Below are 14,695 nucleotides of genomic sequence, written 5' to 3' on the forward strand. Positions count from 1 at the left end.
TTGGTCATCTTGCTCGATCCTGATATCGCAGATATTTTGGTTAGCTAAATGATTGCTGATACATTAAGTTCCTTCGAGATTGGGACTCGAAAATGACATCTGAACAATATTGCCAACGTGCTGATCTGATTGGAACACAGGTGATTACCCGCAACACGGGCAAGCGCCTAGGCGTAGTGAGCCAGCTTTGGGCGGATGTCGATCGCCGAGAAGTGGTGGTAATTGGCGTACGTCAAAACATCCTCTCTGGCGTGATGTCTCAAGAGCAGCAGACGCTCTTGCTGAAGAGCGTTCGTCAGATTGGCGACGTGGTGTTGGTGGATGACGATTCTGTTTTAGATGAGGATATTACTCTAGACAGCTATAGTAATTTGATCAACAGCGAAGTCATTACCGAGACAGGCGAACTTTTGGGCAAAGTGCGCGGCTTCAAGTTTGAGGCAAACTCAGGTCGTGTTGAGTCGATCGTGCTAGCTTCGATCGGCCTACCTCAAATTCCCGATCAGGTGCTGAGCACCTATGAGCTGTCGATGGACGAGGTGGTCAGTAGTGGACCTGATCGCCTGATTGTATTTGAAGGTTCAGAAGAAAAAATGAACCAGCTTACCGTAGGTCTACTAGAGCGGCTAGGCATTGGCAAACCTCCCTGGGATCGGGACGAGGATACCGCCTACATGACCCCGACAGCAACCACAAACCAGCTGCCCTCTGGTATCAAAACCCCCGTCGAGCCGATGCGAGCCAAGATTCCTGTGGCTCAAGAGACCTGGGATGATGACCACTGGCAAGAGGTTCAGCCCCGACAACAGCCTAAAGTGATGCGTCAGGAATTGCCTAACGAGGAACCTGAAGACAACTGGGGCGGTCAAGCCGATGTCTATGATGATGTGGAGTATCAAGAAATTCCCAGTACGTCTCCAGCGTCAGCATATGCAGGTGACGAAGATGTCACAAACGACGCTTGGGCAGATGATGATAATCCCATTCCCTATCGAGCGCCGGAGGTGAATATCCCTGAGCGTAAGCGGGTTGTGGAGTATGAAGAAGAAACCGACTACTAATAGACCTCTTGCAGATTAGAGTTTTGGAATCAGGTGTAGTGGGCTGTGCCCCTACTAAACCTGATTTGCAAGAGGTCTAATGTAAGGATCGCATACAAAATAAAGCCCAATAGTTTTTGAGAGGATCGCGCACGATCCTCTCAAAAACTATTACTGGTTAATTAATTTACGCAATGTGCGACTCTTTTCCTAAAGCTCTGGATCTACGGGGCAGACATCTTGCCTAACCAGATTCGGACGAGCAGGATGTCCATCCCACAAGATTTTTAGACCAAGTTGCACATCACGTTAATTTGTGATTTCAAACAGGTTTGAGACTAGGATTTGAGAGCAGGATAGCTACTTTCCATCGTGCTCTCAATAAGGATTCAAAAATTTCTTATCTGTAGCTGACAAAATCACCTCGCACCCAGCCTTCTGCTCCTGAGCTAAATCTGATGTAGCACCAGATATAGTTGTCCTCGCCACGAGCTTCGCTCAATACCTCAATGTAGTCTCCAACTAAGCCATAGTGGGGAGATGAAGATGCGGTTGTGGGTTCCAAGCGAACGTTAATACGTGAACCATCCTGTGAACCAACCAACACGGCGGGGCGCGCTAAAGAAGGCAGCGCTAAGGCGATCGTCATGGCTACAGAGGCAATTGCCGCCAGCACAAGGCTTTTCATCTTCATCAGTTATTTCCCCAGCAGTGAGTATTTGCAACTTACGCAAAATTCTAGTGCTTGAGTCACAGTCACACCATCCCGAAATTACGGAAGGAGATCGCCAAAGACTGGGGAAAATACTGTTGAGATTAGGGTTGAGATTACGAAATCAGTAGACTAAATCTCATCTTCCGATTTTTCCTGAAAGCCTCGCACGATGCGGGATAGCTCATTTTTTTCATCCACCGTAATCCGAGAGGGCGAACCGCTGATAATGCCTTCAAAGTTGCGGAAGGCTTCTTTGATTTCTGGCCCGTTGTCGCTGATGGTGTATTCACGGATGCCTTTGTCATGCCAAGAGCCGCGCATCTTAAAGACGTTAATTGCCCGCGCCATCTCGCCGCGAATCTCAACATATTGCAGCATCAGAATCGTGTCAGTGATCGTAGAGATATGGGAATCGGTAATCGAATTTGACCCCATAAACTGATCGGTGGTATTGGTAAAAAAGCCCGTGATTTCCTCCTGTTTGGCAAATCCCGTCACCCCAATCACAAACTGGCGGAAGGCGTTGTTGCTAACTCCCCGCGCCAGCGCCGAAAGAGAGTCGATCGCAATTCGGGACGGCTTAAATTCTGAAATTTCAGACTTAATAATTTGCAGATGGTCTTCTAACCCAGCCGACTCTGGATAAGCGCAGAGAATCTTCAACAAACCCTTCTGCTCCAGATCTTCAAAATCAATACCCCAGGAATAGGCGTTTCGAGACAACTGAGCGCGAGACTCTTCGTAGGCAAACAAAATTGCTCGCTCCCCCACATTGCAGGCATCCTGAAGAAATTTGCTGACTAGCAGCGTTTTACCTGTCCCGGTTGCGCCCGTTACCAGAATAATGGAGTCCTTGAAGAAACCGCCGCCACACATACTGTCCAGCTTCTTAACTCCGGAGGAAACTCGGACATTGGACGATCGCTGCGTCAGCTGCATCGCCCCCAGCGGAAAAATATTTACGCCGTGGTTGGTAATGGTGAAGGGGTATTCGCCCTTCATGTGGGTTGTGCCCCGCAGCTTGAGAATTTCCATAGTGCGTCTCCGGCGCTCGCCCTCTAGAACGTTACGCACAATCACCACATTATCTGAAACAAATTCCTCAACGCCAAACCGAGCGACTGGGCCATATTCCTCGACGCGTTCAGTTGTCATGATAGTGGTTACGCCTACCTGCTTCAATCGAGCCACCAAGCGAAAAATCTCGCGTCTAACCACGCCCACTGCGTCGTATTGCTGAAAAACGGCGGTGATGGAATCAATAGAAACCCGTCTGGCTTTATATTTGCGAATGGCATACTGAATTCGCTCAATCAGCGCTGACAGATCAAAATTGCCGATGACGTCCTGACCTTCTGGGTCGGGTGAGGCATCCAGAATAAACAATGTGCCTTCATCAATCAGCTTTTGCAGATCCCAACCAAAGCTTTGGGCGTTTTTAATCACGTCCGCAGGAGATTCTTCAAAGGTGACAAAGATACCTGGCTCATCAAACTGAGTGATGCCGTGGTAGAGAAACTGTACGGCAAAAAGCGTTTTGCCCGTTCCAGAGGTACCGCTGACTAAGGTGCTTCTGCCTATTGGGATTCCACCATGACTAATATCATCAAATCCTTCAATCAGAGTGCGTATTTTTTGAACCCCAGCAGGCGATCGCTGCAACAGTTCATCCTGATTGACCTGGGTCATACTCCATTACCTTAATTTAGCGAGAAAAGATAGAAATAATTCAAAAGAAAAGATAGAAAATGAAATGAATTAAAGATTCAAAGATTCGTCTTCCTGCAACTCATCATAGAGAAGATCAAGCCCAATTAGAACCCGTTCTCGATCGCTCAAGTCACCAATAATTTTACGCACGGGTGGTGGCAAAATCTTAGCCAGAGTCGGCGTTGCCAGAATTTTATCTTCTTCTGCGAGCTGAGGGTTTTTCAAAACATCTATCACTTTCAAGGCGTATACGCCCTGAAACTCCTTTTCCAAAATATTGTTCAGCGTCTTGAGGGCACGCACAGAATTTGGCGTATTTCCTGCAACGTAGAGCTTAAGAATGTAGGTTTTTTTTAGAGGACTCATAGACTCAATTCACCTTAGCTTATGTTCTACAGGAAGAAGGAAGATTTGAAAACAGACTCAAGCTGTTTAATCGCTGCTCAGTCTATAGGAAAAATTGCTTGAATCAATCATTGATCTTTAGAGATAGGTTCTCTTGGAATGGAACGACGATACATTTCGCATAGATGAGCGATCGTATCAATCAAGGTTAAACGGTAATCCTGCAAAATTTCATCGCTCCGCCCTTCCAACTTAAGCTGTTTTGAAAATTCATCCATCAATCCCATATGAATTTCAACAATTTGAGCGATCGGCACATCTGCGAAGAAAGCAATGTTGACAAAATTGTCTATTTTTTGATTGAGGCCGGATTCCTGAGAGAAATAAGACAGAATGATTTCACGATAGTCAGCCTTAAGCTGTTGCAGCAACTCTTGCCGCTGAGGTAAAGACATATAACGAAGGAAGTTTTTGGAGCTACGCTTGTAGTAAATGCCGAGATACCCTAGGCGCTCCTTCAATTTTTCAGCCAAGCGCATTTGCTGAGCAACTAGAGATTTGTGAGGGATCTGGGTATCCACTGAGTCTAGCGGCACCGACGCGGGTAAAGCTAGATCTGGCGAAACTGAGTCTGGCGAAACTAAATCTGGCGAAACTGAGTCTGGCGAAATCGAACACGCTTGACCCATAGGCAAGAGCTGAATAAATTTGCTGATGGCAGTTTCGATAGCCCACTCAATCAGACTAATCTTTTCAAAGGGTAGTTCTACCACAGCCGGGTGGTAAATCAGTTTAGAGTAGGCAAATTCTTGAGATGTATCGAATTTCGTTAGAATTGCGCCTTCAGAAATCGGGTCTTGTAAGCTAAGATTCAGGACAACCGCTGGCAGAAAGACAGCCTGATGCCGAAGCTGGTTGAGCAGCGCCTGTAAGACAGGACTGTTTTGAAAAATAAGGCAATCAATGTGCAGATTCTCCTGATTGACAAAGCCTAAGAACTGCACCTCGGAATCGAATTGAGTTAGCGTATATCGACCTGGCTCTTCAGCACTCGAATCATTTTTTATATATTGCCCAACAGACCGAGTCAGGTTACCCGAAAAGTCAATGATGCAAATTACTAATGGGGAGCGCAAAGCCTTAAATATCTGCTAAATGTGGATGATTCAGTAGGAGCAAAGGATAAGATCTTTGCACGAACGTCAAATTTCATAAAAATACTTAATGATTATTGTAATTGAAAACGGCTTGGCTTCTGTAGGGGTGTCATCATAATTGAGATAGTGCTGTGCGATCGATCCCCCCTACCCTGACTAACCCAATTTCCACAATAATCTGTCCTGATTTTCAAGAGATTATCCTAAAGATTCATCCCAGAGCAATTTTGCCATTTCCTGCATTTGCGTCTATGGCACCTGCCCATTCAAGTTCTTAGGTTGACTGACCTCAACCCTCATCCTAGATATCGCTCTAGGGGCAGGTTTTGAAAGATTTATCCGCCAATCCGTCTAATGCTCTCCAATCTTTGGGAATTTGCCCTTTGTACTGCGAATGGATATTCTCTCACTCAGAGATTTTTTGATAGATGTTCCGGCTTGCGCTGAAACAGAATCTCTGTCGCAGGTTTGGCAAACCTTTCTGCAAACGAGCTGCTCCCAAATTGTTGTGACCGATCGGCTGCATGTTGCTTTGGGTGTTTTGTCCCTGCATCGCTTCATGCCGTACATTTCTCAGAGTGCTGGCGATCAAATCTCTACCGAGAGCCTGCTGAACCAGATGAAGACTGAAGGTCAGACTTTACTAGAGCCGATCGCCTCTCTTTCCATTGACTCAACGCTACAGCAGCTTCAGCCCTATCTAGACACTGCGGCTCAGCAAAACTGGGTGCTGGTGGATCATCAGGGTCAATATGTCGGATTACTCGATCGCCTTGCTTTACTGCAACGACTGACCACTGATCTAAGTTGGGTCATACCGCCCAACCCGGTTGTGCAGCCCGCAACAAGCGTACAGCCAGACTCCTCTTCTGTCCCCCTGCTCGATCCCTTGGTTGACTTATTAGAGCGGCTTCCCATTCCGCTGATGCTGCAAACCAGCACAGGGCGCATTATCACCCAAAATTTGGTTTGGCGGCGACAGGTGGGAGGGCTGCAAGATCCTGGACAAATTCGTCAAGAAGCGGCGCTGTTGTTGGAGACGATCGCCCCACTTGAGCAATATACGGCAGTCAGCAGATACTCAGCGTTAGATGCTGCCTTAGCGCAGCAGCAGGTCGATAGCGCCCAGTTGCCCGAATTCTACACAGGTAGTTGGGATCACGCCAGCAGTCTATTGGAGGGATCGCGCTATGACGGAGCCTGCCGTCTCAGCGCTGAGCCAGGAGCCTGTGTTTGTACTTGCCCCATGAAAGATGGACAGGATCAGGTTTGGCAGTTCGTCAAAATTTCTATGGGAACTGTTCCTGCGTCAAGTCTCCACTTATCAGAGATGCCCTCTTTAGAAGTGCCGTCATTATTTAAGCTAGCCACTCTGAATTTTCATCCTGATCCAGAGTGGCGATCGCTCATGCAAACCGAGTCCCTTTGGCTAGTGCTGGCTCAAGATATGACTGAGCAGCATCAGGTGGCAAAGGAGCTAACCGCAAAAAATGCTGATCTGGTGCAGCTTAATCGCCTCAAAGATGAATTTTTAGCCTGCGTGAGCCACGAGCTGAAGACCCCTCTGACGGCAGTTTTAGGTCTATCGAGCTTGCTCAAAGAGCAGATGTTAGGCAAACTCAACGATCGCCAATCTCGCTACGCGCAGCTAATTCATCAGAGCAGTCGGCATTTGGTCTTAATTGTGAACAATATTCTCGATCTAACTCAGATTGAGACGGGTCAGCTTGACCTGAGCTTCCATTCTGTTGAGATTGAGGCAGTTTGCGTGCGAGCTTATGACCAGGCTCAGCAGAATTACAAGACGGAGGCAAGCAGCAAAGCTGAGGGCGATCAATCGACAACCCTTCAATTTGATTTAAAGATTCAGCCTGGGCTTGAGCATCTGGTGGCTGACGAAATGCGGCTTCGGCAAATGCTCACCAATCTGCTCTCTAATGCAATTAAGTTCACGCCAGTAGGCGATATCGGGCTGAGGGTAGAAGCCTGGGAAGGTTGGATTGCCTTTACGGTTTGGGACACCGGGATTGGCATTCCGGCAGACAAGCAGCACTTAATTTTTCAGAAGTTCCAGCAGCTCGAAAATCCGCTGACTCGACGGTTTGATGGCACAGGTTTGGGGTTAGTGCTGACTCAACGACTGGCACGAATGCATGGGGGTGATGTCACTTTTATCTCACAAGAGAATCGAGGCAGCGAGTTTACATTGCTCTTGCCACCTAGCCCGCCTCAGATGCGATCGCATCCCTCGGAGGGAAATCGCGAACGATCGACTGAACATTCCCCCGCTCAAAGCTTTAAGGAAGTCCCAGCCCCACTCACAACGACCTCCAATAATCATCTGGTTTTGATCGTAGAAGCGGATTCTCATGCGATCGAGAGTTTGACTCACCACCTCACCGACTTAGGCTATCGAGTGGCGATCGCCCGTTCTGGTACAGAAGCCTTGGAAAAAGCGCGAAGGCTCCAGCCCTGCGCCATTTTCTTGAACCCCATCTTGCCGCTACTATCGGGTTGGGATTTGCTGACCTTGTTGAAGGCAGATGACGCAACTCGGCAGATTCCAACGGTCGTAACCGCAATCCGCTTGGAAAAAAACCTGGCCTATCAAAACGGTGCCGATGGTTTTTTGAGTCTACCTGTACAGGTGGCTGCTCTAGAGCATTGCTTAGAGCGATCGATTCGTCCGCAGGAAGTTAAAGCACTGAGGAGCTTGACCGTATTGCACCTGCGAGAACAGACTTCAGAGTGGGGGGCAACCTCTGATATCACTCAACTGCTTCACCCTTATCAATATCGGGTGTTGGAGGTAGATGATCTAGAGCAGGCAGATCTTCTGGCTAGAGTCTGGCAGCCTGACGTAATGTTGATTGACGGGGGGCTTGCCAATCCATTGGCTTGTATGAAGCAATTGAGCCAGTCTGCGTTTTTAGCGGCTCTGCCCTTAGTGACGATGACCCCAGAGATCACGCAGGCGGCTAACCAAGTGGCGGGGCTTGCGATTTTTCCCTGTTTTGCAGCAGCGCAGTCAGAAGCAGCGATCGCTTCCGAAGAAAGTCACGTGATGAGCGAAGCTGAAAACTCAATGCGTCATCATTCTCAAGACTCCACCCTGCTACAAGTGATTCAAATTGCGGCAGGCATTCAGTGGAAGCCCAACATTTTGGTGGCAGACTTCTCGATTCTGGAGGCAGAATGGCTCAATTCAGGTGGAGAAGACGGTACGAGCGATCGCGCTAACCCCAGTGCTAACCCCAGTGGATTGCAGGCATTGACACAATACATCAACACGGCGGGGTTTCGCAGCACCATCGGCAGCTCTTGGCGATCGATTTTGCGGCAGTTGCAGCATCAGAGCGTTGATCTGATGCTGCTTTATGTCCATGGCACCGAGCCGCATCCGCTATTCGCTAGAATCTCGCAAGACTTGCAGCAGCTTAGCATCAAGCCCTTCACCTTGATTTGGCACTGTAACGCTTATCCTGCAACTGCCTCTGGAGCAGCAGAGGAGTTCAATGAGCGGTGGGGGGCGATCGCCTCCCAGATTTTGCCGCCTTGCGTCGCAATGTCTGATTTACTCGCGGAAATTAATCACGTTCTTGCCAAACAGGAAAATGTGGTACGGATCAAACGTGAGAAGCGCTAGAGCACAGCCATTTCTATCTGGGTGTTTGAGAAGGCACAATAGATGGAGGCACAACAAGAGTGCGGATGGCACCATTGTAGCCCAGGCGAGTTGACCAATCTGTTGTGTTGACTATTACAACCGACTGAACGCTGGGCGTTGTGTAACCCGGTTTTCCACCCAAAAAGGTAAATGTGAAAGTGCCATCACCATTGTCGAAAAAGGGAGCCTCAGCCGCCGGGCCATGCATTGACGCTTCGGCTCGGTAGAGTCCCAAACCTCCGTTGGCTTTCTCTGCCGTTTGTCGCGCCAGATTCTTTGCTCGATTCAGGTTGCCTGCCTGAGCCGCCGAGTTCTGGATTTGCAGATTGAGTGGATTAGTGGGCGTGATCGAAAAGGGAGCTTCGGGGGATGCGGTCTGAGCTTGAGCAATAAAAGGCAAGCCTAGCGCCACAGACGCAATCGCCATTAAAGCTGCAAAAGAAAAACGGTTCATATTTTTACCTAATTTTTACCAAAAGTTGTTCAACGTTGGGTTGCGCACAGCCTACTTTCGCACAATCTGCTTTTGTTCATTTTGCAGGTTGGGACAGATCCTATCCGGGACTGTTTGCCAAAGTATTTACTAAAGCGTTTGCCAAAGCGCTAGAAATATAGTACAATTGAACTATCATAATTCACCCACGTCACACAATCATGTGCCCTCGTCAAATTGGCGAGGGTTTTTCATGAGGCACGGAAAAATCTAGAGGAATAGTGAGCGGCCACTGCTTGTCTTTATAGAACAAAATCTGATGGACTTGTAGAGCACCATCCCGGAACGAAGCTTCGGAGGTTTGCAGGTAGAGATCCCACATACGGAGAAAGCGATCGTCATACGCAGGAGAGAGTGCCTTAATCTCATCCTTATTTTTGGTGAAGTTGATGCCCCATTGTCTTAGAGTTTCAGCATAGTGGGGGCGCAGGTTTTCGCAGTGGGCGATCGTCAGCCGCTCTGCCCGCATGGCCTGAGCAATCTCGTATAGGTGCGGCAGGCAGCCCCCTGGGAAAATATATTTGTCAACCCAGGCTCCGTTTCTCTCAACGCCTTCCGTGACGATCGTGTGGAGTAAGCCAATGCCGTTGGGTTTCAGCAGCGATTTAGCTTTGCCCATAAAGGTGCCAAAACTGTCCTTGCCCACATGTTCAAACATGCCGATACTCACGAACTTGTCATATTCACCCTGAATTTCTCGATAGTCTGATAGGACAATCTTGAGGCGATCGCCCAATCCCTTCTGCTCAATCCGTTCTTGGGCAAGTTTGCCTTGCTCCTTGCTCAGCGTAATTCCTGTTCCAGAAATGCCGTAATGCTCGGCAGCATAGATCAGCATCCCGCCCCAGCCACAGCCGATGTCGATCAAAGACTCTCCAGGCTGCAAAGCCAATTTTCGGCAAATCAATTCATACTTTTGAAGCTGCATCTCTTCCAGCGAATCGGTTTCTCGCATCTGATAGCCGCAGGAATAGGTGAGGGTGCGATCGAGAAACTGCTGGTAGAAATCGTTGCCTAAATCGTAATGATGCTGGACATTTTTTCGACTGTTTTGCACCTGAGTGGGCAGCGTTCGCAACCGCTGCGATACTACTCTTATCATCAGCGGCAAGGTCGCCTTATCCCGCGCTTTTTTATACACACCATTGCGAAAGAAGAGCTGAGTTAGCCCCACCAGATTATTGCTGGCTTCATCCCACCAGCCTTCCATGTAGGCTTCACAAAAGCCCAGCGACCCAAAGGTGAGAATGCGATCGTAGGTGTTTTGATTGTGAATAATCAGCCGTAGCTCAGGCACAGTGCCGATCGTGCCAAAGTTAAATTCTTTGCCCTGGGGATTAACAACCGTCAAATATCCTGTTTCAATCAGGCTAAGAAGTTGGTAGAGATAGAGTTCGCCGCTGGGTAAGTTGTTAGGCAAGTCACGGGTGTTAGGCAAATTACTGGCAGCATTATTCATCTTGGTCAATGACTCCCCGATTCTCATTTTTACTCATCATATTGCTCGACGGATCTGATGCATCGCTTACCAACGTGTAAATTCCTGCCAGCAGCACCCAGCCCATCACATTGAGTCGGGCGTCAAAGATCGGCACATCAAAGAAGGCAAACGCAACGCAACCCCAAAATGCCGCTAGGTAGCCCAGCAAAACTGCGCGATCGATTGGTTTTAGCTGCTGCAAAATCAAGGCTTTGACTCCGCGAAAGCAGAGGTAGCCCACCCAAAGACTAAAGGCAAACATCAGCACAATACCGCCCTCACAGCCCAGCATCAGCCACAGATTATGGGGATGCCCCACATAGGTTTCTTGAAGATTCAGCCCCACAATTCGGGAGGGGTAGAGAAACTTGTAGTTGCCCAAGCCCCAGCCTAGCAGCGGACGCTCTCGGATCAAATCCAACGCAATTCTCCAGATGACCAGCCGCGATTCATCCGTCCAGTTGCCCCACTGCGATCGCCCTCCCACGCCCAGCCAAGTCACACCTACCCCAAGACCGCCAATGCCCAGCAGTCCTCCCAAAACGATCGCTCGACTGGCTTTGGTAAAAATACCGAAAAGCACAAGCTGTGAAACTGCCACCAGCAGACCGTTGCGGGAGCCAGAGCAAAAGATGCCCAGCAGATTGATAAAAGTGCCGCAGTAGAGCCATGCAGGATAGGAGAATCTTCTTGGGCGAGCGATCGCCTGCCGCCGCAGGTTATGGCAAACAATTAGCCCCAGCCCCAGCCCAAACAGAATCACCAGGTATGCTGCTAGCGCGTTGGGATGTCCAAAAGTCGCCAGCGCTCTACCCTCATGGGGACGGCTGCGAATCCACTTCACGAAGGGAACACGGCGAATCTGGCGCGGAATCCAGCCCGCTCTGAGCAGATAATCTCCTAGCGCCATCAAGTTGAGCGGAATGGCGGTCACTACCATGCTAAAAGCCAGCTCTTCTAATCGCTCGGCTCCCCTCAGCAGATAGGGCAGAAAGGCAAACAGCAGGAAGAAGGGCAGGTAGTTCGTGAGCTGCAAAAAAGCTTCGCCTCGATCGAAGGCAAATAGCCCGCTAAGCACCATCAATCCGCTGATGAGCAGTAGCCCATTGCGGGTAAACGAGTCAAGGCGCGATCGCCTAAAGGTAATCAGCAGATAGATCAGAGCTACCCCAATGCCGACAAGACCGAGGTAAGTCAGGTAGGGCAGGGCAATCAGACCTGCTTGAAAGAAGCGATCGTACAGCCTAAGCTGTTTCCCCCTCAATTGATGCGGCTGTTCGCTCATGTCGCCTTTGCTGATGTCACCCTTACAGCAATTTTCAATTGCATAAACCACAGTTATTTTTCAGAAGCCGCGCGGAGTGTGGCTTCTGAAAAATAACCCACACTTGACTAAGCGCAAAGCGCTACAAGCTCATATCCCTTTTAATAGGCGCCCTCTCCAGTCACGACTACCCAAATCGTTCGAGTCAAAATGTAGATATCTAGCCAGACTGACCAGTTTCGCACATAGTAGGCATCCAAATTCACCCGCTCTTGATAAGTGATATTGTTGCGCCCCGACACCTGCCATAACCCGGTCAATCCAGGAATGACTTTTGTGTAAAGTGGGAATTTGTCGCCGTAGCGATCGATCTCCTCATCGACGATCGGTCTAGGGCCGACCAAACTCATCTCGCCTCGAAGGATATTCCAGAGCTGCGGCAGTTCATCCAGGCTAGTCCGCCGTAAAAACTTGCCGATGCGGGTCACGCGCGGGTCGTAGCGAAGCTTGTGATCTTTTGTCCAGTTTTCTCGCAGCTCAGGATGCTTGCTCAGGTACTCTTCCAGTATTTTGGAGGCGTTAGGAACCATCGTGCGAAACTTCCATGCCCTGAAGTGCTTGCCGCCTAGCCCAATACGAGTCTGTCGGTAAAAAATTGATCCGGGCGAGTCCAGCTTAATCAGAATGGCGATCAGGAAAATCAGCGGCAGGATGAGCAAACCACCCACCAGCGTAGCGGCGAGATCAATGGAAAACTTAGCAAAACGCGGCCCTGGCATCAGCAGCCGTTGGCGCACTTCTAGCCCCAGGACACCGCCCATATCTTTAGCGGAAACCCAGAGGCTAGAAAACTCAAATAAATCGGGGATGATCAGCAGGTGGGCAAAGGCGATGCCGTAATCCTCAATTAGCCGAATCAGGCGATCGCGCGGCACTCCTGGCATTGCTACGATCGCATAGGGAATCTTGCGGGTGCGTGCCAAAGCTGGAGCCATCTCTACGCCGCCTACGACAGGCACACCCTGGAGCAAGCCATGCTTTTCGGGGTTATCATCCAGCACCAGTACAGGCTTCAGCCCGATTCCCGGACGCTGCTTTAAGGTCTGGATCACCATCGCCCCCGTTTTTCCAGCTCCCAGCACCATGACGGGATAGCCCCACCAGCGACAGGGGGCAAAAATTAGCCGTACCAGCGCCCGAAAGGTGAGAACTAGGACGATCGATAGCACCCAGGCAATGATAAACACTTCCCGCGAGTAGATCTCTCCCTCGCGGCGCAGAAACAAAGTTGCCACCAAAGCCATGTAGATCAGCGTGGTCGAGAGGCTTGTCCAGCGCAGCTCGTCTACGGGGCTATTGGCAACACCGGGGTAAAGACCGACGATCGCATAAGCCAAAATAAACAGAGCCAGCATCGGGCACAGCTGCCAGTAAACCGAGGGATGAAACTGTTCTTCAGCCAGCATTCGCATCTGAACGCTGCCGATCCAGGCAAGGCTGAGTGCCAGCACATCTGAACCGATCATGAGAGCAAAGGTCGGCCAGGAGCGAGTGGATATGGAGATCGCCAAAATAGCAGGCTGTAACGCGCGATTAAGTTGCATTGCAGTACATTTTCCTCACGCTACTACTGTATGCCATGTCTGCCGTTCCTCTGCTGAAATTTTGTCCATTTCGTTTCCACAAAGCCAGAAAACTGGTCACGGAATCGCTCTGGAGCAAATTTTTCGGCATTTTGTCGCAGCAGATCAGCACTGAAGGAATATGCCCCCGACTCAAACAAGCGCACAGATGCCATCAAGCTCTCCACGGTTTGTTCCGGAAAAAACAGCCCTGTTTTCTCAGAAATCACAGTTTCGGTAATGCCGCCTCTGCCGTAGGCAATCACGGGTGCTCCGGCAGCCTGAGCCTCTACGGCAGCAATGCCAAAATCCTCAGCTGCCGCATAGACAAATGCCTTGCAGCGCTGCATATAGTTGACGACAACCTCCTCAGACTGGTGCCGCATCAGGTGAATGTTGGGTTGGGCGATCGCCGCAATTCTTGACCAGTCGGCTCCATCGCCCATCACCACTAGCGGCAGCCCCAGTCGGTTAAAGGCTTCCACAATCAAATCTACGCGCTTGTAGGGCACAAACCGAGCCAGCGTAAAGTAGAAATCCTCGCGCTGCGTCTTGGGGTAGAAGCGATCGACCGACACAGGGGGATAGATGACCTGAGCCGATCGCCGATAGGTTTTCCAGATGCGCTGCGCCACATACCGGGAGTTTGCTGCAAAATGATCGACCCGATTGGCGCTTGCCAAATCCCAAAGCCGCAGGTAGTGAAGAATAGCTTGAGCCAGAAGAGACTTAACGCCGCGATCGAGCCTTGCCCCCTGGAGATACTGCTGCTGAAGATCCCAGGCATAGCGCATGGGCGTATGCACATAGCAGAGGTGAAGCTGATCAGGTCGAGTAATTACGCCTTTGGCAACCGCATGGCTGCTGGAGAGAATCAGCTCATAGGGAGACACATCAAGCTGCTCGATCGCCAAAGGCATCAAGGGCAGGTACGCCCGAAAATGGCGCTGGGCAAAGGGCAAATGTTGCAAAAAAGAGGTGTTAACCGACTTGTGCTGAATAAATTCCCGCAGATGGCTGGGTAAAAACTCTACCAGACTAAACAAGTCGGCATGAGGATGCAGTCCGAGAATTTGCTCAACCACTCGCTCTGATCCGGCGTATGTCACCAGCCACTCATGAATCAGAGCGGTTTTAATGCTGTTGCTCCTAATGCCGCTCTCAAAGCTGTCCATACCAAACACTCCCACACCTGCTCTCCT

General features: G+C 49.8%; 11 protein-coding genes. 2 read left to right on the forward strand and 9 right to left on the reverse strand.

Translation table 11 applies throughout. The features are described 5' to 3' along the window. The first annotated feature begins 92 nt into the window (after window positions 1-92). A complete protein-coding gene (locus tag AC5JMP_RS17325; RefSeq protein ID WP_495852731.1) occupies window positions 93-1,061 on the forward strand; it encodes a PRC-barrel domain-containing protein in 969 nt (322 codons plus the stop codon). Window positions 1,062-1,440: 379 nt separating this feature from the next. Here AC5JMP_RS17325 and AC5JMP_RS17330 read toward each other — a convergent pair whose 3' ends face one another. The 4 genes from AC5JMP_RS17330 to AC5JMP_RS17345 all read right to left on the reverse strand — a co-directional run bounded on the left by AC5JMP_RS17330 (window position 1,441) and on the right by AC5JMP_RS17345 (window position 4,946). Continuing rightward, complete coding sequence (locus AC5JMP_RS17330; protein WP_495852732.1) at window positions 1,441-1,734, reverse strand: SH3 domain-containing protein; 294 nt, start codon at window positions 1,732-1,734, stop codon at window positions 1,441-1,443. A gap of 150 nt (window positions 1,735-1,884) precedes the next feature. Further along, complete coding sequence (gene kaiC / locus AC5JMP_RS17335) at window positions 1,885-3,444, reverse strand: circadian clock protein KaiC (RefSeq protein WP_495852733.1); 1,560 nt, start codon at window positions 3,442-3,444, stop codon at window positions 1,885-1,887. Window positions 3,445-3,513: 69 nt separating this feature from the next. Beyond that, window positions 3,514-3,831, reverse strand: a complete 318-nt coding sequence (gene kaiB / locus AC5JMP_RS17340) for a circadian clock protein KaiB (protein ID WP_495852734.1) — start codon at window positions 3,829-3,831, stop codon at window positions 3,514-3,516. 107 nt (window positions 3,832-3,938) lie between these two features. Continuing rightward, entirely contained in the window at window positions 3,939-4,946 is a 1,008-nt protein-coding gene (locus tag AC5JMP_RS17345) for a circadian clock protein KaiA (protein ID WP_495852735.1), read from the reverse strand. 415 nt (window positions 4,947-5,361) lie between these two features. On the opposite strand from AC5JMP_RS17345, the gene AC5JMP_RS17350 reads away from it, so the two are divergent. Then, on the forward strand, window positions 5,362-8,613 hold the full coding sequence (locus AC5JMP_RS17350; RefSeq protein WP_495852736.1) for an ATP-binding protein: 3,252 nt from the start codon (window positions 5,362-5,364) through the stop codon (window positions 8,611-8,613). 13 nt (window positions 8,614-8,626) lie between these two features. Here AC5JMP_RS17350 and AC5JMP_RS17355 read toward each other — a convergent pair whose 3' ends face one another. The 5 genes from AC5JMP_RS17355 to AC5JMP_RS17375 form a co-directional block, all read right to left on the reverse strand. Next, entirely contained in the window at window positions 8,627-9,088 is a 462-nt protein-coding gene (locus AC5JMP_RS17355) for a hypothetical protein (RefSeq protein WP_495852737.1), read from the reverse strand. A 211-nt stretch (window positions 9,089-9,299) separates the two neighbouring features. Beyond that, window positions 9,300-10,586, reverse strand: a complete 1,287-nt coding sequence (locus tag AC5JMP_RS17360) for a class I SAM-dependent methyltransferase (protein WP_495852738.1) — start codon at window positions 10,584-10,586, stop codon at window positions 9,300-9,302. Next, window positions 10,579-11,892: an O-antigen ligase family protein gene (locus AC5JMP_RS17365; RefSeq protein ID WP_495852739.1), complete on the reverse strand. Its 1,314-nt coding sequence runs from the start codon at window positions 11,890-11,892 to the stop codon at window positions 10,579-10,581. Before AC5JMP_RS17365 ends, AC5JMP_RS17360 begins: the two co-directional genes overlap by 8 nt. A gap of 140 nt (window positions 11,893-12,032) precedes the next feature. After that, the gene (gene wbaP, locus AC5JMP_RS17370) at window positions 12,033-13,475 is read right to left on the reverse strand and encodes an undecaprenyl-phosphate galactose phosphotransferase WbaP (protein ID WP_495852740.1); all 1,443 of its coding nucleotides are present in this window, start codon (window positions 13,473-13,475) and stop codon (window positions 12,033-12,035) included. Window positions 13,476-13,498: 23 nt separating this feature from the next. Next, a complete protein-coding gene (locus AC5JMP_RS17375; RefSeq protein WP_495852791.1) occupies window positions 13,499-14,632 on the reverse strand; it encodes a glycosyltransferase in 1,134 nt (377 codons plus the stop codon). Between the last annotated feature and the right edge of the window lie 63 nt (window positions 14,633-14,695).

Source organism: Drouetiella sp., assembly GCF_059504425.1.

What these genes read in the sequence shown, in the direction of transcription:
- AC5JMP_RS17325 (WP_495852731.1), top strand. Translation starts at nt 93, where the DNA reads ATGACATCTGAACAATATTGCCAACGTGCTGATCTGATTGGAACACAG.
- AC5JMP_RS17330 (WP_495852732.1), bottom strand. Translation starts at nt 1,734, where the DNA reads ATGAAGATGAAAAGCCTTGTGCTGGCGGCAATTGCCTCTGTAGCCATG.
- kaiC (WP_495852733.1), bottom strand. Translation starts at nt 3,444, where the DNA reads ATGACCCAGGTCAATCAGGATGAACTGTTGCAGCGATCGCCTGCTGGG.
- kaiB (WP_495852734.1), bottom strand. Translation starts at nt 3,831, where the DNA reads ATGAGTCCTCTAAAAAAAACCTACATTCTTAAGCTCTACGTTGCAGGA.
- AC5JMP_RS17350 (WP_495852736.1), top strand. Translation starts at nt 5,362, where the DNA reads ATGGATATTCTCTCACTCAGAGATTTTTTGATAGATGTTCCGGCTTGC.
- AC5JMP_RS17355 (WP_495852737.1), bottom strand. Translation starts at nt 9,088, where the DNA reads ATGAACCGTTTTTCTTTTGCAGCTTTAATGGCGATTGCGTCTGTGGCG.
- AC5JMP_RS17360 (WP_495852738.1), bottom strand. Translation starts at nt 10,586, where the DNA reads ATGAATAATGCTGCCAGTAATTTGCCTAACACCCGTGACTTGCCTAAC.
- AC5JMP_RS17365 (WP_495852739.1), bottom strand. Translation starts at nt 11,892, where the DNA reads ATGAGCGAACAGCCGCATCAATTGAGGGGGAAACAGCTTAGGCTGTAC.
- wbaP (WP_495852740.1), bottom strand. Translation starts at nt 13,475, where the DNA reads ATGCAACTTAATCGCGCGTTACAGCCTGCTATTTTGGCGATCTCCATA.